Below are 14934 nucleotides of genomic sequence, written 5' to 3'. Positions count from 1 at the left end.
AAAACTAACTTAAAATAGTTTTTTATAAGTCGGTATGAGTAGCAGATTACTCAACTAATCTGAACAATAGTGGAGGAATACATCATGGTTTTAATGAAAAAAAATATAAATCTAACAAATGAAGAATTAGAGATGATACAAGGTGGAGCAAATCGATATGGTAAAGAGGCTAATGGTTATTACGGTTGGCAAATGGCGTCGGTATTGACTATGCCAGTTCATGGATTTTGTCCCAGTGGCACTTATGATTTAGGATATATTGGCGGAGGCAATCATCTTTGCAAAGGAAGTGCTGCGAGATTTTAAGTAAAATTTATTAGTAATATGAAGAAACAAGGGGAGAAAGCTGAGGCATAGTATGAAAAAACGAATTATTCAAATTTTACTAGCATTATCCTTAATTTTTTACAAATCAACTTGGTTTCGGTGGATTTTTAATCACTTTGCAGCTAGATTTGTACCTGCTAGTCGAGAATATTTCTTACTTCTTGCTTTTTTAGAGCTCAGCGTAACTCTTCTAACAGTACTTTATTTACTAGTGTTCGAAGGTAAAAAAATGCTGGAGTTGAAATGGAAATGGAGATATCCAGTTTATTTGCTTCTTGCTTATGGAGTCAATTATCTTTCAGATTCTGTGTTTTCTTTTTTAACCCCAGCAACGTCCAATCAAATCGCTTTAAATGAATTGATTGAGATGACAGGTCGACAAGAGTTACTATATTTTTTGATTCTTACTTGTCTACTAGGACCAATTGCAGAAGAAATGGTTTATCGGGGAGTTCTTATGAATACTTTTTTGAAAGATTCACCTTGGTATGGAGATGTTTTACTATCGGCCTGCGCCTTTGGCTATGTGCATGTCAGTTCAGGTTTAACACCACTCGCCTTTTTCACCTATGCAAGTGGAGGAGCGATTTTAGCATTACTCTACCGAAAAACTCACTCTCTCTATTATCCCATTTTGCTCCATTTCATGGTTAACATTACAGCATTTTGGTACTTATGGATAAATCTATTTTCAGCAAGTTAGTGCTTATCATTCAATGCCGGAACTTTCCGGCATTTTTTCTTCAGAAGTTTTAAGAACTCTCTATTTATAGGATTAGCAGTCAAAAAATGGTATAATAAAAGGTAATGAAAAATTCCAACGAGGCAGAGATGAAATTACTTTATACTGATATTCGGACTTCTTTGACTGAAATCCTAACCAGAGAGGCGGAAGAGCTGGTTGCTGCTGGTAAGCGAGTTTTCTACATTGCTCCCAACTCTCTTTCTTTTGAAAAGGAACGCGCCGTGCTGGAATGCTTGTCCCAGCAGGCTTCTTTTGCTATTACCGTCACGCGCTTTGCCCAAATGGCTCGTTACCTGGTTTTAAATGACTTGCCTACAAAGACCAGTCTTGATGACATCGGCCTTGGGATGGCCTTTTATAAATGCCTTGCTGAACTTGATCCCAAAGAGTTACGAGTTTATGGTGCTATTAAACAAGACCCTCAATTTATCCAGCAGTTGATTGAACTTTATCACGAGATGACGACTGCTCAGATGAGCTTTTTGGACTTGGAAAGTTTGACCGATGAGGACAAGAGAGAAGATTTACTCTTGATTTTTGAAAAAGTGACTGCCTATCTCAATCAAAGCCAGTTGGCTCAGGGAAGTCAGTTATCCCATTTGATTGAGGCTATTGAGAATGATAAGGTAAGTAGTGATTTTAGTCAGCTGGCTTTGGTTATCGACGGTTTTACTCGTTTTTCCGCCGAGGAAGAGCATGTGGTGGATCTGCTCCATCGTAAAGGTGTTGAGATTGTCATTGGTGCTTATGCAAGTAAGAAGGCCTATACCAGTCCGTTCGCTGAAGGCAATCTCTACCAAGCCAGTGTAGAATTTCTCCATCATTTAGCTGCTAAATACCAAACGCCTGCTCAAGACCGTTCTCAGACTCATGAGAATATGGATAGTTTTGACAAGGCCTCTCGTTTGCTGGAGTCTTCTTACGACTTTTCAGAACTCACTTTGGATGTTGATGAGAATGACCGTGAGAATCTGCAAATCTGGTCTTGCTTAACACAAAAGGAAGAGTTGGAGTTGGTAGCTCGCAGCATCCGTCAAAAATTACATGACAAACCAGACTTGAGTTACAAGCATTTTCGCATTCTGTTAGGAGATGTGCCTTCTTATCAGTTGTCCTTAAAGACCATTTTTGACCAGTACCAGATTCCATTCTATCTTGGTAGAAGCGAATCCATGGCTCATCATCCCTTGACCCAGTATGTGGAGTCTATTTTGCGTTTGAAACGCTACCGTTTCCGTCAGGAGGATTTGATTAATCTTCTCAGAACTGGCTTGTATACCGATCTTAGTCAGGCAGATATTGATGCTTTTGAGCAATACCTCCGCTATCTTGGTATCAATGGCTTGCCAGCCTTTCAGCAAATCTTCACCAAATCCCACCATGGAAAATTTGATTTGGAACGCTTGAATGCTATTCGTTTGCGAGTTTTGGCTCCTCTTGAAACCTTATTTGCCAGTCGGAAACAGAAGGCTGAAAATCTTTTGCAAAAGTGGAGTGCTTTTCTAAAAAACGCTGCTTTAAGCAAGCAGATGCAAGGTTTAACATCCACTATGGAAGTCCTAGAACAGGAAAGACAAGCTGAAGTTTGGAAAGCCTTTTGTCATGTTTTAGAACAATTTGTGACAGTTTTTGATGGTTCACAAGTTAGTCTGGAGGACTTCCTAGCCTTGCTCCACTCAGGTATGAGTTTATCTCAGTATCGCACTATTCCAGCGACAGTGGACACTGTTCTGGTGCAGAGTTACGATTTGATTGCACCACTGACAGCTGACTTTGTCTACGCTATTGGGCTGACTCAGGATCATTTACCAAAAATTGCGCAAAACACCAGTCTATTGACAGATGAAGAAAGACAAAGCCTAAACCAAGTTACTGAAGAGGGAGCACAATTACTGATTGCAAGTAGCGAAAATCTCAAGAAAAATCGCTATACTATGCTTTCTTTAGTCAATGCTGCTCGCAAACAGTTGGTGTTGTCAGCACCAAGTCTCCTCAATGAAAATGAGAGTAAAGAATCGGCCTATCTTCAGGAATTGATGAGTTTTGGATTTAATCGGACAGAGAAGAAGATTCATCACAAAGGTCTGTCTAAGGAAGATATGGGTTCTTATCACAGTCTCTTGTCTAGCTTAGTTGCCTATCACCAGCAGGGCGAGACGAGTGATAGAGAGCAAGATTTGACCTTTGTCAAGGTTTTGGCTCGTGTGATGGGGAAAAAACTAGATCAAAAAGGGCTTGTGAATCCAGCCCTCCCAACTAGTCCAAGTAGCAAGCCATTAGAGAAAGAGACCTTGCAGGCTCTCTACCCTGCTGACAAAGAGTTTTACCTGTCTACCTCTGGTTTGACGGAGTTTTACCGCAATGAATACAGTTATTTCCTCCGTTATGTCCTTGGTTTGCAGGAAGAATTACGCCTGCGCCCAGATGCTCGCAGTCACGGGAATTTTTTGCATCGTATTTTTGAACGGGCTTTGAAACTGCCTACTGAAAATCCGTTTGATCAGCGTTTGGAACAAGCTATTCAAGAAACCAGCCAAGAACGCGAATTTGAGGCTATTTATCAGGAAAGTTTGGAAGCCCAATTTACCAAGGAAGTTCTTCTTGATGTTGCGCGAACTACGGGCCACATCCTTCGGCATAATCCAGCTATCGAAACCATTCAAGAGGAGGCAACATTTGGTGGTAAAGATCAGGCCTTTATTCAATTGGATAATGGTCGGAGTGTCCATGTGCGAGGCAAGGTTGACCGCATTGACCGCCTGAAAGCTGATGGAGCGTTAGGAGTGGTAGACTACAAGTCTAGTCTGACTCAGTTCCAGTTTCCGAATTTCTTTAATGGGCTTAATTCCCAACTGCCCACCTATCTTGCTGCCCTAAAAAGAGAAGGGGAGCAGAACTTTTTCGGTGCCATGTACTTGGAAATGGCTGAGCCTGTCCAATCTTTATTAGCTGTTAAAAGTCTGGCAGGAGCAGTAGCAGAAGCCAGCAAGTCAATGAAATACCAAGGGCTCTTTTTAGAAAAAGAAAGCAGTCATTTGGGTGAGTTTTACAATAAAAATAAGGCCAACCAGCTGACTGATGAGGAGTTTCATCTCTTGCTAGACTACAATGCTCATCTTTACAAGAAAGCAGCTGAGAGGATTTTAGAAGGCCAGTTCGCCATCAATCCATACACAGAGAACGGAAGAAGTATTGCCCCATACGTCCAGCAACATCAGGCAATTACAGGATTTGAAGCCAATTACCATTTGGGTCAAGCTCGTTTCCTAGAAAAGTTAGACCTAGCGGATGGCAAACGTCTGGTCGGAGAAAAACTCAAGCAAGCTTGGTTTGAAAAAATGAGAGAGGAGTTGAATCGATGAAGCCCATTTCCTTTTTAACTGAGGAAGAAATTCAAAAATTGCAAGAAGCAGAAGCGAATTCGAGCAAGGAACAGAAGAAAACGGCCGAGCAAATCGAAGCCATTTATACAGCAGGGCAAAATATCCTTGTTTCAGCGTCTGCTGGTTCAGGGAAAACCTTTGTTATGGCCGAGCGCATTCTGGACCAATTAGCACGTGGCGTGGAAATCAGCCAACTCTTTATTTCAACCTTTACCGTCAAGGCTGCGACCGAACTCAAAGAACGTTTGGAGAAAAAAATCAGCCAACAAATCCAAGAAACCGATGATGTTGATCTCAAACAACACTTGGGACGTCAGTTGGCAGACCTGCCAAACGCTGCCATCGGAACCATGGACTCTTTCACGCAAAAATTCCTTGGCAAGCATGGCTATCTGATTGATATCGCACCGAACTTCCGTATTCTGCAAAATGAAAGTGAACAGTTAATCTTAAAAAACGAAGTTTTTCATCAGGTGTTTGAAGAGCATTACCAAGACGAAAATAAAGAGAAATTTAGTCGTTTGGTGAAGAATTTTGCTGGGAGAGGCAAGGATGAACGAGGTCTGCGCCAGCAAGTCTACAAAATCTATGACTTTCTTCAATCCACCAGCAGTCCACAAAAATGGTTGAGTAACTCTTTCCTCAAAGGGTTTGAAGAAGCTGACTTTGCAAATGAGAAAGACAAACAAATCGAGCAAATCAAACAGGCGCTCTGGGATTTGGAAAGCTTTTTCCGTTGTCATCTGGATAATGATGCCAAGGAGTTTCCAAAAGCTACCTATTTAGAAAATGTGCAGCTGGTTCTGGATGAAATTAGCTCCTTAAATCAAGAGTCCGATAGTCAGGCTTATCAAGCAGTGCTTGCGCGTGTTGTTGCCATCTCGAAAGAGAAAAATGGTCGAGCTCTGGCTAATTCTAGTCGTAAGGCCGATTTGAAACCACTGGCTGATGCCTATAACGATGAGAGAAAGATCCAGTTTGCTAAACTAGGACAACTGTCAGACCAGATAACCATTCTCGACTATCAAGAGCGATATCATGAAGATACCTGGGATCTAGCTAAAACCTTCCAAAACTTTATGAGTGATTTTGTGGAGGCTTATCGTGAACGTAAACGCCAGGAAAACGCCTTTGAATTCGCTGATATCAGCCATTATACCATTGAAATTTTAGAAAATTTCCCACAAGTCCGCGAGGCTTATCAGGAACGATTCCACGAAGTCATGGTCGATGAGTATCAGGATACCAACCATATTCAAGAACGAATGCTGGAATTGCTGTCGAATGGCCACAATCGTTTTATGGTGGGAGATATCAAGCAATCTATCTACCGTTTCCGTCAGGCAGACCCGCAGATTTTCAATGAGAAATTCCAACGCTATGCGCAAAATCCTAAAGAGGGCAAGTTAATTCTCCTAAAGGAAAATTTCCGTAGCAGTTCAGAAGTGCTGTCTGCAACCAATGATGTTTTTGGACGCCTTATGGACCAAGAGGTCGGCGAAATCAACTATGATAGCATGCACCAGCTTGTTTTTGCCAATACCAAACTGACTCCTAATCCAGACAACAAGGCAGAATTTCTCTTATACGACAAGGACGATAGTGAGCAAGAGGAAGAAGAGAGCCAAGCAGAAACGAAACTAACAGGTGAAATGCGCCTGGTCATCAAGGAAATCCTGAAGCTCCATCAAGAAAAAGGTGTTGCCTTCAAAGAAATTGCCCTTTTGACTTCCAGTCGGAGTCGTAATGACCAGATTCTACTTGCCCTGTCTGAGTACGGAATTCCAGTTAAAACCGACGGTGAGCAAAACAATTATCTCCAATCCCTAGAAGTACAAGTCATGCTAGACACCCTGCGTGTCATTCACAATCCCCTGCAAGACTATGCCTTGGTTGCCCTGATGAAGTCTCCTATGTTTAGCTTTGATGAGGACGAGTTGGCACGCTTGTCCCTTCAGAAAGCAGAAGATAAAGTCCAAGAGAATCTTTTTGAGAAACTGATCAATGCTCAAAAACAAGTAGCTAGCAAGAAAGATTTAATTCATACAGCTCTAGCTGAAAAATTAAATCAGTTCATTGATATCTTGGATTCTTGGCGCTTGTATGCCAAAACCCACTCTCTCTATGACTTGATTTGGAAGATTTACAACGACCGTTTTTACCATGACTATGTTGGGGCTTTAGCAAATGGTCCTGCCAGACAGGCCAATCTCTACGCCCTAGCTCTGCGAGCTGACCAGTTTGAAAAGAGTAATTTCAAAGGCTTGTCGCGTTTTATACGTATGATTGACCAAGTCCTAGAAGCCCAGCATGATCTTGCAAGCGTAGCTGTCGCCCCGCCAAAGGATGCTGTGGAACTCATGACTATTCACAAGAGCAAAGGTCTGGAGTTTCCTTATGTCTTTATCCTCAACATGGATCAGGACTTCAATAAGCAAGACTCAATGTCAGATGTTATTCTCAGTCGTCAGAATGGGCTTGGTGTCAAATACATTGCCAAGGTGGAAACAGGAGCAGTGGAAGCACACTATCCTAAAACCCTCAAACTCTCCATTCCTAGCCTAACTTATACGCAGAATGAGAAAGAACTGCAATTGGCTAGCTATTCAGAGCAAATGCGTCTGCTGTATGTTGCCATGACGAGAGCTGAGAAAAAGCTATATCTTGTCGGTAAGGGTTCTCGTGAAAAGCTGGAAGCAAAGGAATACCCAGCAACTGAAAACGGAAAATTAGATAGCAATACCAGACTACAAGCAAGAAATTTCCAAGATTGGATCTGGGCTATCGGCAAAGTATTTGCCAAGGACAATCTCAACTTTAGCTATCGTTTTATTGGTGAAGACCAGCTGACCAGAGAAGCTATCGGAGAGTTGGAAAACAAGAGCCCTCTCCAAGATAGCTCTCAAGCAGACAACCGCCAGTCAGAAACCATCAAAGAGGCTTTGGAAATGCTGAAAGAGGTGGAAGTTTATAATACTTTTCACCGCGCAGCTATTGAACTACCAAGTGTTCAAACCCCAAGCCAAATCAAGAAATTCTACGAACCCGTTATGGATATGGAAGGGGTAGAAATTACTAACCAAACCAAATCACCAGAGAAGCAAATCAGCTTCAATTTACCTGATTTTTCAACTAAAGAAAAGGTAACTGGAGCTGAGATTGGTAGTGCAATCCACGAACTCATGCAAAGAATTGATCTTAGTCAGCAACCAACACTTGCTAGTCTAACAGAAACTCTCAAACAAGTTCAAGCTAGTCCAGCTGCTAGAGACAAGATCAATCTTTCTAAAATCCTAGCATTCTTTGATACAGCACTTGGTCAGGAAATTCTCGCTAATACCAGCCATCTTTACCGCGAGCAACCTTTCTCCATGCTCAAAAAAGATCAAAAGAGTCAGGAAGACTTCGTTGTCCGTGGAATCTTGGATGGCTATCTGCTTTATGAGGATCGCATCGTTCTTTTCGACTACAAAACAGACCGTTACGATCAACCAAGTCAACTCATAGACCGCTATCGTGGTCAGTTAGCCTTATACGGAGAGGCTTTATCTAGAGCCTATTCGATTGAAAACATAGAAAAATACTTGATTTTGCTCGGCAAAGATGAGGTTCAAGTTGTAAAAGTATAATTTATACTCTTCGAAAATCTCTTCAAACCACGTCAGCTTCACCTTGCCGTAGATATGCTCACTGACTTCGTCAGTCTTATCTACAACCTCAAAACTGTGTTTTGAGCAGCCTGCGGCTAGCTTCCTAGTTTGTTCTTTGATTTTCATTGAGTATTAGAAAGGAGACCTCATGCCACTTCCAGTTAGAAAATCCCTACACGATGCAGTTTTACAAGCTTCAAAAGCCGATACTTGGGATCAGGCAACCAAGGAATGGAATGAAGTTTCCTTGATTTTTAATGGCATTGGCCGTAGTAATTGCGTCTGCGGTAATGCTATCAAATACGCCTACGAACTCTTTAATGGTGTCACAGGCCAACGCCTCTTTCCAATCGGCAGTGACTGTGTTCGTCATTTTCATCGACTGACTTTAGACCAGCAACTGGAAGAGGAAGAAAAACTACTCAGAAAAGTTGAAAACCTAACCAGAAAGGCTCAGAAAAAGGAAAAAATCAAGGTCAATAAAAGCGATTTTGACGAGCGACTTCTAAAATGGTTTTGGGAGAAAGGTGTTTTCAAAGCCAATCGTGGCAATCAATTCTCGCCTGAGAGAGACTATCAGCTCTTCCTAGAGGTCTTTCAAGGCGGAAGTTGGACCAAGGCAGAGCCAAAGAAGAAGGCTCGTATGGAAGAAGTGCTGGAAAAGTGTATCAAACCTTTTCTACTTGGTAAGACCGATGACCAACTCTACCTTGTCAAACTAGGTAAGGAGAAAATCGACTACGAGCAGCATTTACGAATTCAAGCAGAGAAAGAACGCAAGAAAAGAGATAAAATCGCCAAGCAATACGCTGACAACCTCATTCTTGCTATGGGACCTGCAGAACGAGCCTATCAAGATTATTTTGGCTTTACAGAAACCTTGACCCAAGAAGAACGAAAATGGGAAAAAATCCTCTTTGGTAAGAATAGAGACGAACGGGCTATCAAGGCTAAACAAAACCAAAAGGAGTTGGAAAAGGATCAGCGAATTGCAAATCAAGATCCTATTGAACGAAAGCAGAAGCAGACTTGGCTTCTTAATTCCTATTTTCGGGATTTGCCTGATGAAAAAGCCAGATTTGCTCGACTCTTATTAGAATTTCGAAAAAGTGGAGAAGTAGCCTTTTCAGATGAAAACTTATCTGAGCATCTCATTGATTTTTTCTACAAGATGAAAGCATTTGAGTTTGAAATTGCACCAGAACAAGTCCGCAATTTTCTAAAAGAATGCCTTCAGGCAGGACATCTATCATCTGTACAAAAAAGCTGGATTAGAGGGATTTTGACAAACTGCCTTCAACCATTTTTAGAAAGATTAGTCATATAGAAAAATCCTACCTTGTCTATACATGGTAGGATTTAAGTATCTCCAAAGATATATTGATACAGTTGAACCACTTTCTGAAAACATTGTGTGTCCATTCTTGTTATTTTTTGAGCATTACGCATCCGAAAATCAAAGGTATAAAGTTGAAATGGATTGACAGCGCCATCTACCTTATCCGACGAGACAGGAACGAGCAAGCCTTTTTCTGCCAATCGTTGTTGGCCGTGAGTGATAGGACAGACAGCCACAAAACCAGTTTGCAAGGCATATTCTCTCCTAGAAACGACCAAGGCAGGTCTCCGTTTCTGGATTTCTCGACCGACTGATGGATCAAAGTCCAGCCAAATGATATCCTGCTTTTCAGGAATATACTCAGATTTCGCTATCAAGTGACCTTACCTCTTCAAAATCATTTGTCATTCTCAAATCAGTAATCCCATTAAAAGGATCTTTCAGTTTTGGAGCTAAGACAATGACTCCGTCAATCCCTTTGTAGACAACCATTTCTTGTCCTTCTGTCATACCCAAATTTTTAGGAATGGTCACAGTGAGAGAATTCCCCACCTTCCGAGTCTTTACTGTATTCATCGCTCTACCTCCATGAATTTGTATACACTAAGTATATACTCGCCAGTAAAAAAAGTCAAGTCAATTGTTGCTGGTATCAAGGATATTTCGCACGATTACTATTTATCATTTGTTGTGGCCAAAGCCTGTGCAAAAGTTCCTAATTTATGATAGAATAGATGGTAAGAGAGAAAACGTTTTTACTACGTTTTTTTAGTCGGAAAGGGAAATTTATGGCTACAATTCAATGGTTCCCGGGCCACATGTCTAAGGCTCGGCGACAAGTTCAGGAGAATCTAAAATTTGTTGATTTTGTAACGATTTTGGTGGATGCTCGGCTGCCTTTATCTAGTCAAAATCCTATGTTAAACAAGATTGTGGGTGATAAACCAAAGCTTTTGATTTTGAATAAGGCAGATCTTGCTGATCCCGCAATGACCAAAGAATGGCGTCAGTATTTTGAATCACAGGGAATCCAAACTCTGGCTATCAACTCCAAAGAGCAAGTAACTGTAAAAGTTGTGACGGATGCAGCTAAAAAGCTCATGGCTGATAAGATTGCACGCCAGAAAGAACGTGGTATCAAGATCGAAACCCTGCGGACCATAATTATCGGAATTCCAAACGCTGGTAAATCAACTCTGATGAACCGCTTGGCTGGTAAGAAAATCGCAGTTGTCGGCAACAAACCTGGTGTGACCAAGGGGCAACAATGGCTTAAAACCAATAAAGACCTGGAAATCTTGGATACACCAGGAATTCTCTGGCCTAAGTTCGAAGATGAAACTGTCGCTCTAAAACTAGCCTTGACTGGAGCTATCAAAGACCAGTTGCTTCCTATGGATGAGGTGACCATTTTTGGTCTCAATTATTTCAAAAAACATTATCCGGAAAAGCTAGCTGAACGCTTCAAACAAATGAAAATTGAAGAAGAAGCACCTGTTATCATCATGGATATGACACGTGCCCTTGGTTTCCGAGACGACTACGACCGCTTTTACAGCCTCTTCGTCAAGGAAGTCCGTGATGGAAAACTCGGTAACTATACCTTAGATACATTGGACGACATTGATGACGACGATTAAAGAAATCAAAGAACTTCTTGCCACTGTCAAAGAATTAGACAATCCCCTTTTTCTTGAACTGGAAAAAGATCCTCGTTCTGGAGTTCAAAAGGAAATCAACAAGCGTAAAAAAGCCATTCAGGCTGAACTGGATGAAGACTTTCGCCTGGAAACTATGCTTTCCTATGAGAAAGAGCTTTATAAGCAAGGATTGACCTTTATAGCAGGTGTTGATGAGGTCGGCCGTGGTCCTCTGGCTGGTCCTGTGGTCGCTGCAGCCGTTATTTTACCAAAAAATTGTAAGATTAGAGGCCTCAACGACAGCAAGAAGATCCCTAAAAAGAAACATCTGGAAATTTATCAAGCCGTTCAAGACCAAGCCTTGGCAATAGGTATTGGTATCAAGGATAATCACATCATTGACCAAGTCAATATCTACGAGGCGACCAAGCTGGCCATGAAGGAAGCAATCTCCCAGCTCAGTCCGCAACCTGAGCATCTCTTGATAGATGCCATGAAACTGGAGTTACCAATTTCACAAACCTCTATTATCAAAGGAGATGCTAACTCCCTCTCCATCGCAGCTGCATCTATAGTGGCTAAGGTGACACGGGATAATATTATGAAGGACTATGATAATCAATATCCCGGCTATGATTTCACGGCTAATGCAGGATATGGAACAGCTAAACATCTAGACGGACTCAAGAAACTAGGAGTTACCCCAATTCACCGAATCAGCTTTGAACCCGTTAAATCATTGGTTGCAGAAGAAAAAGAAAGTTTAAGTTAGAAGGAATGAATGATTATGGAGGAACAGTCAGAAATACTCAGCTCCAAGAAGGAATTTGCCTTTGCCTCAAGCACCATATTATCCCAAGTTGGGCGAGGGATCATTGTCGGTCTCGTCGTCGGACTAATCGTCGGATCCTTTCGGTTTTCAATCGAAAAAGGCTTCCACCTGATACAAGGACTCTATCAAGATCAAGCGCACCTAGTGCGCAATCTTTTTATCATTGGTCTATTTTATTTAATTGTTAGCTGGCTCAGTGCGAAACTAACTCGGTCAGAAAAAGATATCAAGGGTTCAGGAATTCCTCAAGTCGAAGCCGAACTAAAAGGTCTCATGACTCTCAACTGGTGGGGCATTCTCTGGAAAAAATATATTTTAGGTATTCTTGCTATTGCCAGTGGACTTATGTTAGGACGAGAAGGGCCAAGTATTCAACTTGGAGCAGTTGGTGGAAAAGGTATTGCCAAGTGGCTCAAATCCAGTCCGGTAGAGGAACGCTCCCTGATTGCCAGTGGTGCTGCCGCAGGACTAGCAGCTGCCTTTAACGCTCCGATTGCAGGCCTTCTCTTTGTTATAGAAGAAGTTTACCACCATTTTTCACGCTTTTTCTGGGTCTCAACTCTAGCAGCCAGTCTCGTAGCAAACTTTGTCTCACTACTCATATTTGGCCTAACACCCGTACTAGATATGCCAGACAACATTCCTCTCATGACCCTAGACCAGTATTGGATTTACCTCCTTATGGGAGTTTTTCTCGGGCTTTCTGGTTTTCTCTATGAGAAAGCTGTACTCAATGTTGGTCGAGTTTATGACTGGATTGGTCAAAAAATCCATTTGGATAGAGCTTATTATCCAATCCTAGCATTCATTCTCATCATACCAGTCGGGATCTTCTTACCACAAATCCTTGGTGGTGGAAACCAGGTCGTTCTTTCTTTGACTGAGCAAAATTTTAGTTTTCAAGTCTTACTTGCCTACTTCCTCATTCGATTTATTTGGAGTATGATAAGTTACGGAAGTGGATTACCTGGTGGAATTTTCCTACCTATTCTGGCTCTTGGTTCCTTACTCGGTGCCCTGGTTGGTGTTATTTGTGTGAAACTTGGGCTTGTCAGTCAGGAGCAATTCCCCATATTTGTCATTTTAGGAATGAGTGGCTACTTTGGAGCAATATCTAAGGCTCCCTTAACTGCTATGATACTCGTAACCGAGATGGTTGGAGATATTCGCAACCTCATGCCACTTGGACTTGTGACCTTAGTCGCCTACATCATCATGGATCTGCTCAAGGGTGCTCCGGTCTATGAGGCCATGCTAGAAAAAATGCTACCAGAAGAAGCAACAGACGAAGGAGAAGTAACACTAATTGAAATTCCTGTTTCAGATAAAATAGCAGGAAAACAGGTTCACGAGCTCAACTTGCCACATAACGTACTCATCACCACCCAAGTCCATAATGGTAAGAGCCAAACAGTTCACGGCTCAACTAGAATGTATCTGGGTGATATGATCCACCTAGTTATTCCAAAAAGTGAAATTGGAAAAGTCAAAGATTTGTTGTTGTAGCATTTTGCATAACATAAATTATGTAAAATACTTTCTTAATGTATTTAGAAAACCGATTCTCAGTAATGAGATCGGTTATTTCTTACTGATAAGGTATTTCACATACAAGTAATTGAATTTTCTTAAAAATAAGATAATAATTAAGTTAGAAATGATAAAGCATAAAAGCTAGAAAGGAGTTTACTGTATTTAATCTATACAGAATGTATTTTGTATCCCATAGCTCCCTATATAGCTCTTGAGATGTGTAGAATGAACAGAAGTTTCGTTACTGATAATCTCTTTTTTATTTTCCTTATTCTGCTGACTATTTCATTCTGGTTTAGTATTTGGAAGCTAGAAAAAGTACTAGATAAGGAGTGTACTTTATTTTTATTTTGTACATTATTTTGAAGTGTTATTTTGTATATTTTCTAGTTCATAACATCATCTGATTTAAGGAATTGATTTGTACATTTTTACTCTAATAGGTGCAGAAGAAGTAGTGGTTCAATTGTACATTTTTTGCTGCTCATTTAAGGTCTTATTGATAGTAAGATATAGATTTTTACTCGTGGTGCTAGTTAATCTCAAAGTATCTCAGATTATAAGTCAGTACAATTTGCTCCATTCTCAACTACAATCTTGTTAAGCCTCTAGCTAGTGTTTGTTCGACATCAAAAAAAGCACAAATGATTATGTTGTTTAGCTCTTGCCATATTTTGACGTAAAGGCGTCCAAAGATGGTAACCTTTCTGTTTCAACTGTTCTCTGAGTTCATAGCTAAGATAAGCTAAATCAGCTAAAACATATGGTTGAGAACAATTTTCTAGTAAGTCATCAACTGCCCTAATATCATGTACTGAGGCAGGCGTTACAACATAATTCAGAATATAGCCTGATAGGGGTGACCAGCATATGTACTTTGAATCCATAGAACCAAAGGTGCTTAGAGGAATTGTAACCAATGTCGGCTAGTTCATTAAAAACATGTGCTCTATGGTTACGGACTGGTTGACAAAGTGATAAGGGGAAACTATCTATGATGACAATGTTATTGGGAGAAATTTGAGTATTTATGGCTTGCCGAATAATTTGGACTAACCAAATCAACTGCCTTGACCGTCGATTAAACCGACTTCTTTCAAGGAGACACCCACAAGGATTCTTGTTTAGAAGCACCGAATCAATCAAGAAGGATCACCCAGAGGTTCCAGTATTTGAAGAATATGACGAGCTACTTGAAGCAATCAAAAAATCCCTATAAAGGGATTTTTTTATACCTATAATACCTTGTGCAAAACAGTCGTATATATCAAAATCAGAGTCACGTTACCTACTATTAGACCAAAAGTCGCAAGCAAGGTCTTTGCTGTACCCGGCTTAAAATCTGCACTAATCAAATATGGCCAAAAGCATACCATTGGGAAAATGGCTATTAACACGCATACATAGGTAGGAAAGCTTGTCCAAAGAAAGCGTGTCGTCTCTAACCAGTGACCCCATGAAGGTATCACTATTTTGCTTATAGTG

At 41.0% G+C, this 14934-nt stretch carries 10 protein-coding genes and 1 pseudogene; 8 read left to right on the top strand and 3 right to left on the bottom strand.

Annotation, left to right across the window (positions count from 1 at the left end):
• The first annotated feature begins 84 nt into the window (after nt 1-84).
• From AC4ME5_RS01015 to AC4ME5_RS00995, 5 genes are all read left to right on the top strand, one after another.
• Nucleotides 85-306, top strand: coding sequence for a hypothetical protein (locus AC4ME5_RS01015; protein WP_007521927.1), 222 nt, complete (start codon nt 85-87; stop codon nt 304-306).
• Nucleotides 307-358: 52 nt separating this feature from the next.
• Nucleotides 359-1030 carry a CPBP family intramembrane glutamic endopeptidase gene (locus AC4ME5_RS01010; protein ID WP_007521929.1) on the top strand — a complete coding sequence of 224 codons (672 nt, stop codon included), beginning with the start codon at nt 359-361 and terminating at the stop codon, nt 1028-1030.
• 128 nt (nt 1031-1158) lie between these two features.
• On the top strand, nt 1159-4434 hold the full coding sequence (rexB, locus tag AC4ME5_RS01005) for an ATP-dependent nuclease subunit B (protein ID WP_485679623.1): 3276 nt from the start codon (nt 1159-1161) through the stop codon (nt 4432-4434).
• Nucleotides 4431-8084 (top strand): helicase-exonuclease AddAB subunit AddA, encoded by a 3654-nt coding sequence (gene addA / locus AC4ME5_RS01000; RefSeq protein ID WP_491799381.1) that lies wholly within the window; start codon nt 4431-4433, stop codon nt 8082-8084. Before rexB ends, addA begins: the two co-directional genes overlap by 4 nt.
• Before the next feature lie 169 nt (nt 8085-8253).
• The gene (locus tag AC4ME5_RS00995; protein ID WP_491799380.1) at nt 8254-9432 is read left to right on the top strand and encodes a hypothetical protein; all 1179 of its coding nucleotides are present in this window, start codon (nt 8254-8256) and stop codon (nt 9430-9432) included.
• Nucleotides 9433-9464: 32 nt separating this feature from the next.
• Here the strand turns inward: AC4ME5_RS00995 and AC4ME5_RS00990 are convergent, their stop codons facing one another.
• Both AC4ME5_RS00990 and mazE read right to left on the bottom strand, forming a co-directional pair.
• Nucleotides 9465-9821 carry a type II toxin-antitoxin system PemK/MazF family toxin gene (locus tag AC4ME5_RS00990; protein WP_042902272.1) on the bottom strand — a complete coding sequence of 119 codons (357 nt, stop codon included), beginning with the start codon at nt 9819-9821 and terminating at the stop codon, nt 9465-9467.
• Nucleotides 9805-10020, bottom strand: coding sequence for a type II toxin-antitoxin system PemI/MazE family antitoxin (gene mazE / locus AC4ME5_RS00985; RefSeq protein WP_061588176.1), 216 nt, complete (start codon nt 10018-10020; stop codon nt 9805-9807). The genes AC4ME5_RS00990 and mazE overlap by 17 nt, the downstream gene beginning before the upstream one ends.
• 212 nt (nt 10021-10232) lie before the next feature.
• Between mazE and ylqF the strand changes: the two genes are divergently transcribed.
• From ylqF to AC4ME5_RS00970, 3 genes are read left to right on the top strand one after another with little or no spacing between them, the layout of a single operon-like run.
• On the top strand, nt 10233-11084 hold the full coding sequence (ylqF, locus tag AC4ME5_RS00980; protein WP_491799379.1) for a ribosome biogenesis GTPase YlqF: 852 nt from the start codon (nt 10233-10235) through the stop codon (nt 11082-11084).
• Nucleotides 11071-11856 carry a ribonuclease HII gene (gene rnhB, locus AC4ME5_RS00975; RefSeq protein WP_007521943.1) on the top strand — a complete coding sequence of 262 codons (786 nt, stop codon included), beginning with the start codon at nt 11071-11073 and terminating at the stop codon, nt 11854-11856. Before ylqF ends, rnhB begins: the two co-directional genes overlap by 14 nt.
• Before the next feature lie 15 nt (nt 11857-11871).
• Nucleotides 11872-13422 (top strand): ClC family H(+)/Cl(-) exchange transporter, encoded by a 1551-nt coding sequence (locus tag AC4ME5_RS00970; RefSeq protein WP_491800055.1) that lies wholly within the window; start codon nt 11872-11874, stop codon nt 13420-13422.
• A gap of 616 nt (nt 13423-14038) precedes the next feature.
• On the opposite strand, the pseudogene AC4ME5_RS00965 reads toward AC4ME5_RS00970, so the two are convergent.
• Nucleotides 14039-14565 (bottom strand): annotated as a pseudogene (locus AC4ME5_RS00965) (IS982 family transposase); the annotation flags it as partial.
• Nucleotides 14566-14934 lie beyond the last annotated feature (369 nt).

The organism is Streptococcus sp. A69 (genome assembly GCF_058556195.1).
Note: the sequence above shows the minus strand (reverse complement) of the source record. Positions and strands in the feature narration are given on the sequence as shown.

Bases quoted from the DNA above. Each gene is read 5' to 3' on its own strand.
- AC4ME5_RS01015 (WP_007521927.1), top strand. From the start codon at position 85: ATGGTTTTAATGAAAAAAAATATAAATCTAACAAATGAAGAATTAGAG.
- AC4ME5_RS01010 (WP_007521929.1), top strand. From the start codon at position 359: ATGAAAAAACGAATTATTCAAATTTTACTAGCATTATCCTTAATTTTT.
- rexB (WP_485679623.1), top strand. From the start codon at position 1,159: ATGAAATTACTTTATACTGATATTCGGACTTCTTTGACTGAAATCCTA.
- addA (WP_491799381.1), top strand. From the start codon at position 4,431: ATGAAGCCCATTTCCTTTTTAACTGAGGAAGAAATTCAAAAATTGCAA.
- AC4ME5_RS00995 (WP_491799380.1), top strand. From the start codon at position 8,254: ATGCCACTTCCAGTTAGAAAATCCCTACACGATGCAGTTTTACAAGCT.
- mazE (WP_061588176.1), bottom strand. From the start codon at position 10,020: ATGAATACAGTAAAGACTCGGAAGGTGGGGAATTCTCTCACTGTGACC.
- ylqF (WP_491799379.1), top strand. From the start codon at position 10,233: ATGGCTACAATTCAATGGTTCCCGGGCCACATGTCTAAGGCTCGGCGA.
- rnhB (WP_007521943.1), top strand. From the start codon at position 11,071: ATGACGACGATTAAAGAAATCAAAGAACTTCTTGCCACTGTCAAAGAA.
- AC4ME5_RS00970 (WP_491800055.1), top strand. From the start codon at position 11,872: ATGGAGGAACAGTCAGAAATACTCAGCTCCAAGAAGGAATTTGCCTTT.